Source organism: Actinoplanes sp. NPDC049802 (assembly GCF_040656595.1).
Taxonomy (GTDB): domain Bacteria; phylum Actinomycetota; class Actinomycetes; order Mycobacteriales; family Micromonosporaceae; genus Actinoplanes.
In genome coordinates this window covers 1-13,654 of record NZ_JBFAMR010000049.1, presented here as the reverse complement: position 1 = coordinate 13,654, position 13,654 = coordinate 1, and the positions used below count along the sequence as shown (strand labels likewise).

Below are 13,654 nucleotides of genomic sequence, written 5' to 3'. Positions count from 1 at the left end.
GGCTGAAATGGGACACACCACCAGCGCGCTACGGATGACCGGCGTGAGCCGCACCTACGGCGCCGGGGAGGCCGCCGTGCGGGCCCTGGACGAGGTGAGCCTCGACCTCGCCGCCGGGTCGTTCACCGCGATCATGGGACCGTCCGGATCCGGCAAGTCCACGCTGCTGCACTGCGCGGCCGGCCTGGAACAGCCGGACGCCGGGCAGGTGACGGTGAACGGGCAGCCCATGCCCCGGGGCAGCGAGACCCGGCTGACCAGGTTCCGGCGGGAGCGCATCGGCTTCGTCTTCCAGCAGTACAACCTGCTGCCCACCCTGACCGCGCTGCAGAACGCCACACTGCCGCTCACCCTGGCCGGAAAACGCGCCGACCGGGCCCGCGCCGAGTCCCTGCTCACCGAGGTCGGGCTCGGCGGCCGGATGCACCACCTGCCTGATCAGCTGTCCGGCGGCCAGCGCCAGCGGGTCGCCGTGGCCAGAGCCCTGATCACCGCGCCGAGCGTGGTGTTCGCCGACGAACCGACCGGGGCGCTCGACACCCGCAGCGCCCGCGATGTGCTCGCCCTGCTGCGCTCGACCGTGGACCGGCACGGCCGGACCGTGGTGATGGTGACACACGACCCGCTCGCCGCCAGCTACGCCGACACGGTCGTCTTCCTTGCCGACGGCCGCCTCGACCCGTCCGGCGAACTGCGCCGCCCGACCCCCGACGCCGTCGCGGCACGGCTGGCCCACCTGGGTGACCGGGCCGTCCGGGTGGGGGCGTGAGCATGTTCGTCCTCGCCCTGCGCTCGGTCCGGCAGCGTCCCGGACGTCTCGCCGCCACCCTGCTCGCCGCGTTCTTCGGCGCAACCGTCGTGATCATGTTCAATTCACTGCACGACACCGCCCGGCAGCCCGGAACCGACCCGGCCGGCACCGAGTCGCTCACCCTGACCGCCGGCGTGGTCGGCGGCTACGGCACCCTGCTGGTCCTGCTCGGCATCGCCTCCACGCTCACGGTCACCGTGCGGCAGCGCGCCGAGGAGATGGCCCTGCTGCGCCGCACCGGGGCCACGCCCGGTCAGATCACCCGGATGGTGGTCGGCGAGGCGCTGCTGGTCGCGGCCGCCGGTGCGTTGCTCGCGATCGCCCCGGCCCTGCTCGCCGGGCGCGCGCTGGTCGCCCGCTTCCACGAGACCGGCCAGGTCGCGGCCGGCGTCGACCACGTCCTCGGGCCGATCGGGCTCGGCGCCGGCCTGGGGATCACCCTGCTCGCGGCCGCCGGTGCCGCATGGCTGGCGGTGCGCCGCGCGCTGCGTGCCCGCTCCCGCAGACCCGTGACGCGTACGATCGCCGGCGCGCTCGCCCTCGTCGCCGGTGCCGGCGGGGTCGGCGCGACCTTCGCCATGGAGCCCACCGAACCGGCGCTGATGGCAGCACCCGCGTTCGGGTCGATCCTGATCGCCGCGGGCCTGGCCGCCTTCTCCGCTCCCCTGCTGCGCGCGCTGTCCACGATGTCCGGCGGCGCGCTACGGCTGCTGCTCGGCGCCGGTGGCCACCTGGCCGTCCTCAATCTGCGCCGCCGCGCCGACGAACTGACCGGGGTGCTGATGCCGTTGATCCTGTTCGTCGGCATGGCCACCGCCACCCTGTGCATCCAGGCGGTGGAGAGCGACGCGATCGCCGCGTCCGGGCTGACCCGGTCGACCGAGGACAAGAACCTGGAGACGCTCAACGTGGTGGTGGTCGGCATCGTCGCGGTGTTCTGCTGCCTACTGCTGATCAACAGCCTCGCGTCGGCGACCGCGTTCCGGCGCCGCGAGTTCGGGCAGCAGCGCCTGGCCGGCGCCACCCGGGGCCAGGTGCTGCGGATGGTCGGCGGCGAGGCGCTGCTGCTGGTGCTCACCGGGATCCTGGCCGGCACCCCGGCCGCGCTCGCCGGCGTCCTGGCCTTCACCGCGGTCCGCACCGGCACGGTCCGGCCGGCCGCGACGCCGGGGGTCTGGCTGGGTGTCGTCACCGTCGCCGCGCTGGCCGCCGGGCTCGCCGGGCTGCTCACCGCGATCCGCACGTTGCGAACCCCGGCGACCGTGGCGGTCGCCGCCTGACGTGCTGATCAACCGCCGCAACAGCGCCCCTCCCGGTCTGGTGATCAGCACCGCGCCGGTCTGGTGATCAGCACCGCGCCGGTCTGGTGATCAGCACCTCTCCCGGTCTGGTGATCAGCACCTCTCCCGGTCTGGTGATCAGCACCTCTCCCGGTCTGGTGATCAGGGCCACTCGCGGTCTGGTGATCCCGCCACGAGACCGCGAGAGGCGCTGTGCCGACATCGTCTCGTGAGTCCGCCACGAGACCGGGGGTGCTGTGCCGACGTCGACGGCTCACCACGGGTCCGCACGGTCGATCCGGTCGAGCAGTTCCTGCAGGTAGAGGCCCCGGCGCACGTCCAGAACGTGCGGCACTCCGGAACGGACGGCGGCGGCGAACTCGGCGCGCAGCACCGGCCAGCACTCGCCGTGGTCGATCGTCGCGAAGTCGAGGCCCAGTGTCCCGTCCGGACCGTACAGTTCGATCCCGGCGTGCGAGCGGGGCAGGCCGACCGCACCGGACAACGACAGCTGGCTGACCGTGCCGCCGGCGTGCAGGCAGGTCAGCTCGATCCACCGGCGCCTGTCACCGGCGGCCCGGGCCCTCTCGATCGGGCCGAGAGCGGTGTCGGCGAGGTCGAGCAGGTGCGGGCCGAGGTCGTAGAGGGCGCCCCGGGTCAGCCGCCAGCCGGTCGCCATCCCACCAGCGAGGAAAGCGCCGTGCAGGTAGCGGGCCCGGGCGCCTGCCGTCTCGAAGGAGGCCGCCGCGGCGAGGAACTCGCGGGTGGCCCGGTGATAGCGCTTGGTCAGCACCAATTGGGTGACCACACCGGACTCGGCGACGGCGCCGGCGATCTCGCGGGCCCCGGCCAGGTCGAGGGCGAGCGGCTTCTCCAGCAGCAGCGCCTTGCCGGCGCGCGCGGCGCGCGGGGCCAGCGCGGCCTGCACGTCGGGAGGGACCGCGAAGGCGACCGCCTCACAGCGGTCGAGCAGCTCCTCGAACGAGGCGGCGGCGTACGCGCCGAGCTGTGCGGCGAGCCGTGCGGCGGCTTCCGGGCGGCGGGCCCACACGGCTGCGAGGCGGGTCTGCGGGCCGGCGGCGAGGACCGGGCCGTGCATGGTGGCCGCCCACGGCCCGGCGCCGGCCAGCCCCACCTCCACCGGGGATCTCAGCATGTCATCGGCTCCGTGGTAGGCATCATCCGGGCGAGTTCGGTGTCCACGGCCGCTGGGGCGTAGACCTGGTCGACCACCATCGCGTGCCCGCCGATGACCACCGACTGGTCGCCCAGGCGGCTCGCGCTGACCTCCAGGTGACGGGTCGAACGCGGCAGGGCGCACTGGTAGAGCACCTCCCGCACGCCGGTGACGAAGTGGATGTCGGCCAGGTCGCCCGCGATGACCAGGACCGCGGGGTTCACCATGCACACCACCGTGGACAGCACCTCGCCGACGAGTTTGCCGGCGGTCCGGGCCAGGTGCACCGCCTCGGCGTGCCCGGAGCGGATCCGTTCGACGAGCTCGGCGCCCGAGGAGGTGGGCGTGCCGGAAGCGGTGAGCCGCTGGGCCAGGGCCAGTCCGCTGGCCACCGCGGCGAGACAGCCGTAGAGGCCGCACTCGCAGCGGGCCTCGCGGTGCTCGTACAGGCGGATGTGCCCGATGTCGCCGGCACCGCCGTCGATGCCCCGGTAGACCTGCCCGTCGATGACCACGCCGGCGCTGATGCCGGTCGCCACCTTCACCAGAACCAGCGCCGGGCAGTCCGGGTAGTGGACGGTCTGCTCCCCCAGCGCCATCAGGTTCGCGTCGTTGTCCACGTAGACCGGGCGGTCCCAGGTGCGGCGCAGCCGTTGCGCGATGGGGAAGCCGTCCCAGCCGGGCATGATCGGCGGCTGGGTGACCATGCCGGCGTCGAACTCGACCGGTCCGGGTACGCCGACGCCGATGCCGCGGACCTGGCCTGCGGTGCGGCCGGCCCGCTCCAGCACCCGGTGGAAGGCGCCGTCGACCCAGCCCAGCACCGCCTCCGGCCCGCTGCCGATCTTGATGGGTTCGTGTTCCTCGGCCAGCGGCTGCCCGCCGAGGTCGACGACGGCGGCCCGGGCGTGGTTGCCGCCGAGGTCGGCGACCAGCACCACGCCGTGCGCGGTGTCGAACTCCAGCAGCTCCGCCGGCCGGCCGCCGGTGGACTCCTCGACACCGTGGGCACGCAGGAACCCGGCGGCGCGGAGCACGTCGATGCGCTGGGCGATGGTCGAACGGGACAGACCGGTGTAGCTCTGCAGCTCGCCGCGGGTCCGGGCACGCCCGGTACGCACCAGCCACAGCAGGTGACCGGCCGAGTTCTGGTCGCGGCCCCACCTCGTGGTCAGCACCGACCGTGAACCCCCTCGTTCGTACGCCTGGCCTGGACAACTGCGGCAAAGCAGACTTTCACGCCGGTTAGCGTCTGCGCCACCGACACGGCGGACCGCGACCATTTTCACCGCCGCAAGCGGCGACTATTGCCCGGCGGCCCGGCAAAAGTCGCGCCGGCGGCCGACGTAACTTCCCGCGTTCTGCCCGCACGACTGAAGTAAATGCGGTCAAATGTCCGAGTGTCGCAGACAGTGCAGATCACCTCACCCCGTCAGGTCGAGGTGATCGATGAGCCCACCCCGGACCTGAGCGCCGGACAGGTGCGGATACGCACCACCTACTCCGGCATCTCGGCCGGCACCGAACTGACCGCCTACCGCGGGTCGAACCCGTATCTCAACCGGACCTGGGATCCCCACCTGCGGATGTTCGTCGAGGACTCCGGCGGATTCGGCTATCCGGTCGCCGGGCTCGGCTACTCCGAGGTCGGCCAGGTCGTCGAGGTCGCCCCCGACATCGCCGGCGACCCCGGCGTCCCGCCCGTCGGCACGCACGTGTGGGGCATCTGGGGACACCGCGGCGAAGCCGTCCTGCCCGCCGAGAAGCTGCGCGGATGTACCGTTCCGCCCGGGCTCGACCCGATCGCCGCGACGTTCGCCCGGGTCGGCGCGGTCGCGCTCAACGCGGTGCTCGCCGCCGACATCCACCTCGGCGAGACCGTCGCCGTCTTCGGCCAAGGCGTGCTCGGCCTGCTCGCCACCCGGCTGGTACGGCTCTCCGGCGGCACCGTCGTCGCGGTCGACGCGGTGCCCGGCCGCCTCCAGAAAGCCCTGGAATACGGCGCCGACACCGTCCTGGACGCGCGCGACGGCACCGCCGGGCAGCAGATCCGCAAACTCACCGACGGCCGCGGCGCCGACGTGGCCATCGAGATCAGCGGCTCCTACCGGGCACTGCACGAGGCGATCCGATCGGTCGCGGTCAGTGGGCGGGTGGTGGCGGCCGGCTTCTACCAGGGCGACGGCGCGGGGCTGCGGCTCGGCGACGAATTCCACCACAACCGGGTCGAGCTGATCTGCTCCCAGATCGGCGGGGTGCCGCCCGCCGTCGCCGGCCGGTGGGACCAGAGCCGGCTCAACCAGACGTTCCTGCGGCTCGCCTCGGATCACCGGATCGACCCGGCCGGGCTCGTCACCCACGTCATCCCGGTCCAGGAGGCGCCGGCTGCCTATCACATGCTCGACCGCAACCCGTACGACGCGCTCCAGGTGGTGCTGACTTTCCCATGATCAGGATCTCGTGTCAGGAACAGCTGTTGCAGGGCCGCAGCCTTCAGGAGAAGTTCGCCTTCGCCCGGGACGCCGGCTACGACGGCATCGAACTGCGGGCCCGCGGGGACTTCGCGTTCCGGGACCGGCTGCCGGAGCTGCGCCGGGCGGCCCGTGACGGCGTGCCCATGCCGTCGGTCTGCGTGGACATGCCGCACTTCTTCGGCGCGTTCGACGCCGATCTGCGCCGTGACGCGATCACCCAGCTCAGGTCGCAACTGTCGGTGATCGCCGAGGTCGGCGGGCCCGGGGCGGTCGCCTGCACCCCCGCGTCTTGGGGGATGTTCTCCCGTCGGCTGCCGCCGTTCGAGCCGCCGCGCGGCCCGGAACAGGACCGGGCCATCCTGCTCGAAGGGCTCGCCGAGCTGGGCGAACACGCCGCGCGGGTGGGCGCGATCCTCGCGCTCGAGCCGCTCAACCGGTACGAGGACCACATGGTGAACCGTCTCGACCAGGCCGTCGACCTGATCGAGACCGTGGGCCTGCCCTCGCTGAAGGTGCTGGCCGACACGTACCACATGAACATCGAGGAGGACGAGCCCACGACGGCGCTTCTGCGGGCCGCGCCCCACCTGGGTCACGTGCAGGTCAGCGACTCCAACCGGTTCCAGCCGGGCGCCGGGCACCTGGACTGGGCGGCGCTGCTGGGCACCCTCGACGCCGTCGGCTACGACGGCCACCTGGCCGTGGAGTGCCGGCTGCGCGGCGAACCGGGCACCGCGGTCGCCGCGATCCCGGCTTTCCTGCGCCGCCACGACCTCGGCGTCCGGGTATGACCGACCGCACCGCGCAGAACCCCGTGCGGCACGCCGTGACCGGCCGCACCACAGCGAACTCGAGGCCGGGAGGGCATGTCCGATGGAGTCCAGCGTGACGGCCTGCCTCGACCGGGGCCCGGACCTCGGCACGCTCACCGAACTGGACCGGGCCGCCCGCCGGATCCTCGCCGCCAACTGGCGGCGCCACGCCACCGTGCCCGCCGCCCGGCTCTATCCGCATCAGTGGAGCTGGGATTCGGCGTTCATCGCGATCGGGCAGCGGCACCTGTCGCCGGCCCGGGCACAGCGGGAACTGGAGGCGCTGTTCGGTGCGCAGTGGCGTGACGGCCGGGTGCCGCACATCGTGTTCGATCCGTCGGTGCCGGCCGGCGCGTACTTCCCGGGCCCGTCGTTCTGGCGGTCCACGGCCGTGCCCGGCACGCCGGGGGTGCCGACGTCCGGGATCGTCCAGCCGCCCGCGCACGCGCTCGCCGTCTGGCTGACCTTCCTCGCCGGCCCGGCGACCGCCCGGGCCCGCGGTTTCCTGCCGCGGATGTATCCGCGCCTGGTCGCCTGGCACCGCTACCTGACGACCCGCCGGGACCTGACCGGCAGCGGGCTGATGTCCGTGGTGCATCCGTGGGAGTCGGGGATGGACAACAGCCCAACCTGGGACGAGCCGCTGTCGCGGGTGGTGCCGGTGCCGTCCGCCGAGTTCACCCGCCGCGACCTGGACCACGCGGTGGCCGCCGAACGGCCGACCGACCTCGACTACGGCCGGTATGTGCGGCTGGCCCGCGACTATCGCGACGCCGGATACGCCGACACCGCCGGCGGGCACGGCTTCACGGTCGAGGATCCGCTGTGCAACGCGCTGCTCGCGGCGGGCGAGCACGCGCTCGCGTCGATCGCCGGGGAGGTCGGCGCGGACCCGGGGCCGCACCGGTCGGCGGCGGCCCGGCTCACCGAAACCCTGACCACGAACCTGTACGACGGCTTCTTCTTCCCGCGCGACGTACACACCGGCAGGCTGCTGCGGTCGTACACGATCGGGGGTCTGATGCCGCTCGTCGTGCCGGGCCTGCCGGTCGCGGGCGCGCTGGTCGAGACGGCTCTCGGCGACCGGTTCCGGCTGGGCGCGGCCACTCCCCTGCCCTCGTACGACCTGACCGCCCCCGGCCACACACCGGGCGACTACTGGCGCGGACCGGGATGGGTCAACACGAGCTGGCTGTTCTGGCACGGGCTGCGCCTGCACGGGCACGAGGCGCTCGCCGGTGATCTGCGCGGGCGGCTGCTCGACCGGGTGCGCGAGGCCGGCTTCCGGGAGTACCTCGACCCGCTGACCGGCGCCGGGCACGGCGCCGACCGGTTCAGCTGGACGGCGGCGCTGGTGCTCGACCTGATCCGCGCGCGATGACCGGGCACACCGTCGTCGCGGGGACGACCTGCCTGCTCACCGTCGAAGGCGCCGATCTGACCGGCGGCCTGGACGGCTTCTTCGTCGACGACTGCCGTCACCTGTCCCGGCTGGTGCTGCACGTGCCCGGATCATCGCTGCGGGTGCTGCGCGCCGATCCCGGCTCGACCGTGTACGTGCACGACACCGGACGGCACACCGATCCGCCGTACGTGCTGGTCCGCCGGCGCCGGGTCCGGCCCGGCGAGCTGGTCGAGACGCTGGAGCTGACCGGTCTCACGGCCGCGCCGCAGACGGTTCAGGTGGGTTACGAGGTGGCGGCGGACTTCGCCGACCAGTTCGAGCTGCGCTCGGCGCGCACGTTCGGCAAGGCCGGGGCGATCCGCGGCACGGAGACCTCCGGCGGGCGGGTGACCTATTCGTACGCCCGCGACGGGTTCACCCGGGCGACGACCGTCGAGACGGAACCGGCGGCCGAACATCTCACCTGGTCGGTGCGGTTGCCGCCGCACGCCCCGGTGACGTTGCGGCTGGTCGTGACGGCGTCACCGGCCGCCGGCGCCGGAGCGTCCGCCGACCGGCCCGTTCCCACGGTGCACCGTGACGACCTCGCGCGTTGCGTACGCCAAGGGCTTTCGGATCTCGATGCTCTGACCATGCCAGCGCCCGGCGTGCCCGGCGCCGTCCTGCCCGCCGCGGGCGCGCCCTGGTTTCTGACCGTCTTCGGCCGTGACAGCCTGCTGACGTCGATGTTCGCGTTGCGGCACCGGCCGGAGCTGGCGGCCGGCACGCTCCAGGCGCTGGCCGCCTGCCAGGGGCGCGTCACCGACGAGTCCCGGGCCGAGGAACCGGGCAAGATCATCCACGAGACGCGGCGGGGCGAGCTCGCCACTCTCGGCGAGGTGCCCTATGCCTGCTACTACGGGTCGGTCGACGCGACACCGCTGTTCCTGATGCTGCTCGACGCCTACCACGACGTGACCGGCGACGACCGGCTGGCCGCGCGCCTCGAACCGGCGGCCCGCGCCGCGGTCAGCTGGATGCTCGGGCCGGGCGGCCTCACCGGCGGCTACCTGCGTTACCGCACCGACCTGCCCGGCCTCGTGCACCACTGCTGGAAGGACTCCGGAGACTCGATCGTCTTCCGCGACGGCACGCCGGCCGCCGGGCCCGTCGCGGTCGCCGAAGCACAGGGGTACGCCTACCGCGCGCTGCTCGGCGCCGCCCGCCTCGCCGGACGCCTCTGGCACGACCCGTCCTGGTCGGCGGAACTCACCGCCACCGCGGCCGGCCTGCGGAACCGGTTCGCCGCCGACTTCCGGCTGCCGGACGGATTCGTGGCGCTCGCCCTCGACGCGACCGGCGCCGCGGTCGACACGGCCGCGTCCAACGCCGGGCACCTGCTGTGGTGCGGGCTGCTCGACGACGACTGGGCGGACACGGTGGCCGCACGGCTGGCCGGCGACGACTTCTTCTCCGGCTGGGGCATCCGGACCCTCGCCGCCGGGCAGCTCCCGTACCACCCGATGTCCTACCACCGCGGCGGGGTGTGGCCGCACGACACGGCCATCGCGGTGGCCGGGCTGGCCGCCGCCGGCCGGCGCGACGAGGCGGCCATCGTCGCGGACGGCCTGATCGCCGCGGCCGCCCACACCGGCGACCGGCTGCCCGAGGTGATGACCGGCCTGACCCGCGAGCCGGGGCACGGGCCGGTGCCGTACCCGCATTCCTGCTCCCCGCAGGCGTGGGCGGCCGCCGCCCCACTGTTACTCCTGCTCACGTTGTGACACCGGCCCTCGCGGCAAGGCGGGGCGGCCGACGGAACGGGAAGGCGGCCCTTGGTCTGCTGAAGTGGTGACCTGCGCCCGCACACCACCGGGGCCGATGCTCGTACCATCCGGGGCATGACGTACGCGGCCGCCGACGGCGGGCCAACTCTCGCGGCGGTCCTGCCGCTCATCGTGCTGGGCCTGGGCCTGGTCGGGTACTGCCTCTACGACATCGTCCACAACGACGTGCGCTACCTGCCCAAGTGGGCGTGGGCGCTGATCTGCGTGATCTCGATTCCGCTCGGGGCGTTGATCTACCTGTTCGTCGGCCGCCGGCCGCGATGATCGCCGAGACGTCGGCGCTGGTGAAGCGCTACGGGTCACACGCCGCTCTGGACGGTGTCGACCTGCGGGTCCCGGCCGGATCGATCTACGGGCTCGTCGGCCCGAACGGCGCGGGCAAGACGACACTGCTGGGCATCCTCTGCGGACTGCGCCGCCCCAGCAGCGGAACCGTCCGGCTCGGCGCGGGACCCGGCCGGGTCGCCACCCTGCCGGACACGCCCCAGTTCGATCCCTGGCTGACCGGCCGCGAGGTCATGGCCCTGGCCGCCCGGCTGGCCCGCCCGCCGTCCGAGGCCACCACCCGGGCCGCCCGGATCGAGAGCGTGCTGGCCGAGACCGGGCTCGCCGAGGCGGCGGACCGCCGCGTCGGCGGCTACTCGCGCGGCATGCTCCAGCGGCTGGGCCTGGCCGCCACCGTGGTCGGCGAGCCGGAACTGCTGCTGCTCGACGAGCCGGCGTCCGCCCTCGACCCGGCCGGCCGCAGAGAGGTGCTCGATCTGATCGCCCGGCTGCGCGGGCGCGCGACCGTCATCTTCTCCAGCCACATCCTGGCCGACGTGCAGGAGGTCTGCGACCGCATCGGCATCCTGCGCGACGGGCGCCTGCTCTTCCAGGGCACGCTCGAGGAACTGCTGGTCGGACGGGCGACCCCGGCCTACCGCGTACGCCTGCGATCCGGTGCGGAGCCGGCCGCGACACTGCTGCGCCGGCAACAGTGGGTGACGTCCGTGCGCGCCGACGACGGCGGCCTGCTCGTCGGTGTGCGCACCCTGGACGAGGCGCAGACCCACCTGGCCGGCGTGCTGGCCGAGGCCGGCGCGCAAGTCATCAGCCTGGGCCCGCAGGAGGCCCAACTCGAGGACGTCTTCCTGGAGCTGACATCTTGACACTGTGGCGTCTGGAGTGGCTGCGGCTGGTGCGGACCCGCCGCCTGTTGGCGTTGCTCGCGGTGTACGCGTTCTTCGGCCTCACCGGCCCGCTGACCGCCCGTTACATCGGCGAGATCCTGCGTGCCGCCGGCACCGAGGGTGTCCGGGTCGAGTTCCCCGAACCCACGCCGGCTGACGGCATCGCCCAGTTCGTCGGCAACGCGTCGCAGATCGGCCTGCTCGTCGTGGTGCTGGTCGCCGCGTCGGCGCTGGCGTTCGACAGCCGCCGGGAGATGGCCGTCTTCCTGCGGACCAGGGTCGCCGGCGTGCGCAGAATCGTGTTCGCCGCCTACGGGACGACCGTGGCCGGAGCCGTCGCCGCCCTGCTGCTCGGATCCGCCTGCGCCTGGTACGAGACGGCGGTCCTGCTGGGCAGCCCGCCCACCGGGGCGATGCTGGTGGGAACGGCGTACGGCGCGGTCTTCCTCGCGTTCGCCGTCGCGCTGGTCGCCCTGGTCGCGGCGCTGGTGCGCGGCGTGCCGGCGGCCGCCGGGGTCACCCTCGTCCTGCTGCTGTTCACCGGTGTCCTCGGCAGCGTCGCCCGGGTGGACACCTGGCTGCCGACGGGGCTGCTGGGCGCTCTGGGCGACCTCACCGCGGGCGGGTCGGCGGGCGACTACCTTCCCGGCCTGGCGGTGACCCTGCTCCTCACCGTGCTGGCCCTGGCCGCGGCCGTCACGCTCGGCGACCGCCGCGAGATCTGACCCCCGTAGACCCGCGCGGTGACCACTCACCGGGCGAAGTCTGGGCCGCAACGACCCGTCATGGGGGAAAGACGGGCCCGCCCGGTTCGCCCCGGCAGGCCCGGCGCTGTGCGGCGGGCGGAGCAGCGACGGTGCCGGGCGGTAAACTGCCCGCACACTCGCGTGGCGAACGGCACCGGCGGCAGACGTGACACCGCCGTCCGGGCCGGGTCGCCGGCGGGCGGCGGGGGTTCAGGATGCCGATGTGGCTGCAGGCCGGCGGGTGGGGGCTGCTCGCCGGGTCGGCGCTGCTGGTCGGCGCCGCCATCGGCTACCTGGCCCGGGTGCCGCGCCGGCTGGTGGCGTCGGTGATGGCGTTCGGGGCCGGTGTGCTGCTGTCGACGGTCGCCTTCGAACTGATCGAGGAGGCCGAGGAGCAGGGCGGCATGCCGCCGACGGTGGCCGGGGCGGTGGCCGGGGCGCTGATCTACACCGGATGCAACCTGCTGCTGGCCCGGCGCGGCGCCCGCCATCGGAAACGGTCCGGCGCTCAGCAGCCGTCGGAGCGGGAGAAGACCGGTTCGGGTACGGCGATCGCGCTCGGCGCGTTGCTGGACGGCGTGCCGGAGTCCATCGTCATCGGTGCGAGCCTGCTCAGCGGCGGTTCGGCGGGTGCCGTGACGATCGTCGCGGTGTTCGTCAGCAACGTTCCGGAGGGACTGTCGAGCGCGGCCGGCATGCGCGCCGCCGGCCGCAGCCCGAGGTACGTGTTCGGTCTGTGGACCGCGATCGCGCTGATCAGTGGCCTGGCCGCGGTCGCCGGCTACACCGTCCTCGGTGACGCCTCCGCCGAACTGCTGGCGGGTATCACCGCGCTGGCGGCCGGCGCGATTCTGGCGATGGTCGCCGACACCATGATTCCGGAGGCGTTCGAGGACGCTCACCTGCTGGTGGGCCTGATCACCGTGGCCGGGTTCCTGGCGGCGTTCGGCCTGTCGCAGGTGGGCGGCTGACGCCGGGGCCGCCCTCGTGAGCGTACGAGGCCGGCAGCGGGCGGGTTCAGGTCATCGAGATGTCGGCCTGGGTGGCGTCGTTCCTGATCGAGAACTGCCGCAGGCATCTGCCGGCGATGTCGTCGCGCTCAGATCTTCGGCGACCGGGTGCATCCATCGGAGTGGGTGCGAGCGAAGTACAGGTTGGTGGCACCGAAGCCACCACCTTCGTACCGGAAAGGACGCACGAGAATGAGGATCACCCGACTGGGCAAGAGGGCCGCCGCCGTCGCGACCGCCGCCGTCGTCGCCTCCGCCCTCTCCGCCGCGCCGGCCGAGGCGCACGGCACGAAGCCGCTGAAGAACCGGTCGCTCGCCGCGGTGCTGGGCGCGGACAAGCGCGGGTTCGACCACAACGGCCACGACTACGACATCCTCACCGCCGCCGTGGGGGCGGTGCTGAAGGCCAAGCCGGGCAGCCCGGTCAAGGTGCTCGCGGACGGCAGGACGCCGGTCACCGCGTTCCTGCCGAACGACCGGGCGTTCCAGCTGCTGGTCAAGGACATCACCAAGGCCAAGCGGCTGACCGGTGAGAAGAAGACGTTCACCGCGGTGGCCGGCCTCGGCATCGACACGGTCGAATCGGTGCTGCTCTACCACGTCGTCCCCGGCGCCACGATCAACCGCAAGGCGGCGCTGAAGGCCGACAACGTCCGCTTGAAGACGGCCGCCGGCTCGTCCATCAAGGTCAACGTGTACGGGCACTGGCACAAGCGGATCTCCCTGATCGACGCCGACCGCAGTGACCGCAACCCGCGGGTGATCCGGTTCGACATCAACAAGGGCAACAAGCAGATCGCGCACGGCATCGACCGGGTGCTGCGCCCGGTCAACCTGCCCTGATCCGCCTCGGTGGGGCCCGGTCGGCACGGTCGATCACGTGCTCGCCGACGAGCGCGAGGACGTCTTCCACGGTCTGCTGATCGCGACCCCGGTCGGCC

At 73.3% G+C, this 13,654-nt stretch carries 13 protein-coding genes; 11 read left to right on the top strand and 2 right to left on the bottom strand.

Going from position 1 to position 13,654, the window contains the following annotated elements:
* Window positions 1–7: 7 nt before the first annotated feature.
* Both AB0I88_RS28030 and AB0I88_RS28025 read left to right on the top strand, forming a co-directional pair.
* Window positions 8–769 (top strand): ABC transporter ATP-binding protein, encoded by a 762-nt coding sequence (locus AB0I88_RS28030; protein WP_361030847.1) that lies wholly within the window; start codon window positions 8–10, stop codon window positions 767–769.
* Between the two features lie 2 nt (window positions 770–771).
* Window positions 772–2,091, top strand: coding sequence for an FtsX-like permease family protein (locus tag AB0I88_RS28025; RefSeq protein ID WP_361031001.1), 1,320 nt, complete (start codon window positions 772–774; stop codon window positions 2,089–2,091).
* A 274-nt stretch (window positions 2,092–2,365) separates the two neighbouring features.
* On the opposite strand, the gene AB0I88_RS28020 is transcribed toward AB0I88_RS28025, so the two are convergent.
* Window positions 2,366–3,247 (bottom strand): Gfo/Idh/MocA family oxidoreductase, encoded by an 882-nt coding sequence (locus tag AB0I88_RS28020; protein ID WP_361030844.1) that lies wholly within the window; start codon window positions 3,245–3,247, stop codon window positions 2,366–2,368.
* Window positions 3,241–4,446, bottom strand: a complete 1,206-nt coding sequence (locus AB0I88_RS28015) for an ROK family protein (RefSeq protein ID WP_361030841.1) — start codon at window positions 4,444–4,446, stop codon at window positions 3,241–3,243. Before AB0I88_RS28015 ends, AB0I88_RS28020 begins: the two co-directional genes overlap by 7 nt.
* 222 nt (window positions 4,447–4,668) lie before the next feature.
* Between AB0I88_RS28015 and AB0I88_RS28010 the strand changes: the two genes are divergently transcribed.
* From AB0I88_RS28010 to AB0I88_RS27970, 9 genes are all read left to right on the top strand, one after another.
* Window positions 4,669–5,718 carry a zinc-binding dehydrogenase gene (locus tag AB0I88_RS28010; RefSeq protein WP_361030838.1) on the top strand — a complete coding sequence of 350 codons (1,050 nt, stop codon included), beginning with the start codon at window positions 4,669–4,671 and terminating at the stop codon, window positions 5,716–5,718.
* Entirely contained in the window at window positions 5,715–6,533 is an 819-nt protein-coding gene (locus tag AB0I88_RS28005; RefSeq protein WP_361030835.1) for a sugar phosphate isomerase/epimerase family protein, read from the top strand. Before AB0I88_RS28010 ends, AB0I88_RS28005 begins: the two co-directional genes overlap by 4 nt.
* 94 nt (window positions 6,534–6,627) lie before the next feature.
* Window positions 6,628–7,935, top strand: a complete 1,308-nt coding sequence (locus AB0I88_RS28000) for a hypothetical protein (protein ID WP_361030832.1) — start codon at window positions 6,628–6,630, stop codon at window positions 7,933–7,935.
* Window positions 7,932–9,722 (top strand): glycogen debranching N-terminal domain-containing protein, encoded by a 1,791-nt coding sequence (locus AB0I88_RS27995; protein ID WP_361030829.1) that lies wholly within the window; start codon window positions 7,932–7,934, stop codon window positions 9,720–9,722. Before AB0I88_RS28000 ends, AB0I88_RS27995 begins: the two co-directional genes overlap by 4 nt.
* A gap of 117 nt (window positions 9,723–9,839) precedes the next feature.
* Complete coding sequence (locus AB0I88_RS27990; protein ID WP_361030826.1) at window positions 9,840–10,049, top strand: PLDc N-terminal domain-containing protein; 210 nt, start codon at window positions 9,840–9,842, stop codon at window positions 10,047–10,049.
* Window positions 10,046–10,936, top strand: a complete 891-nt coding sequence (locus AB0I88_RS27985; RefSeq protein WP_361030823.1) for an ABC transporter ATP-binding protein — start codon at window positions 10,046–10,048, stop codon at window positions 10,934–10,936. Before AB0I88_RS27990 ends, AB0I88_RS27985 begins: the two co-directional genes overlap by 4 nt.
* A complete protein-coding gene (locus AB0I88_RS27980) occupies window positions 10,933–11,682 on the top strand; it encodes a hypothetical protein (protein ID WP_361030820.1) in 750 nt (249 codons plus the stop codon). The genes AB0I88_RS27985 and AB0I88_RS27980 overlap by 4 nt, the downstream gene beginning before the upstream one ends.
* A gap of 236 nt (window positions 11,683–11,918) precedes the next feature.
* Window positions 11,919–12,674 carry a ZIP family zinc transporter gene (locus AB0I88_RS27975; protein WP_361030817.1) on the top strand — a complete coding sequence of 252 codons (756 nt, stop codon included), beginning with the start codon at window positions 11,919–11,921 and terminating at the stop codon, window positions 12,672–12,674.
* A gap of 231 nt (window positions 12,675–12,905) precedes the next feature.
* The gene (locus AB0I88_RS27970) at window positions 12,906–13,556 is read left to right on the top strand and encodes a fasciclin domain-containing protein (protein ID WP_361030814.1); all 651 of its coding nucleotides are present in this window, start codon (window positions 12,906–12,908) and stop codon (window positions 13,554–13,556) included.
* The last annotated feature ends 98 nt before the right edge of the window (window positions 13,557–13,654 follow it).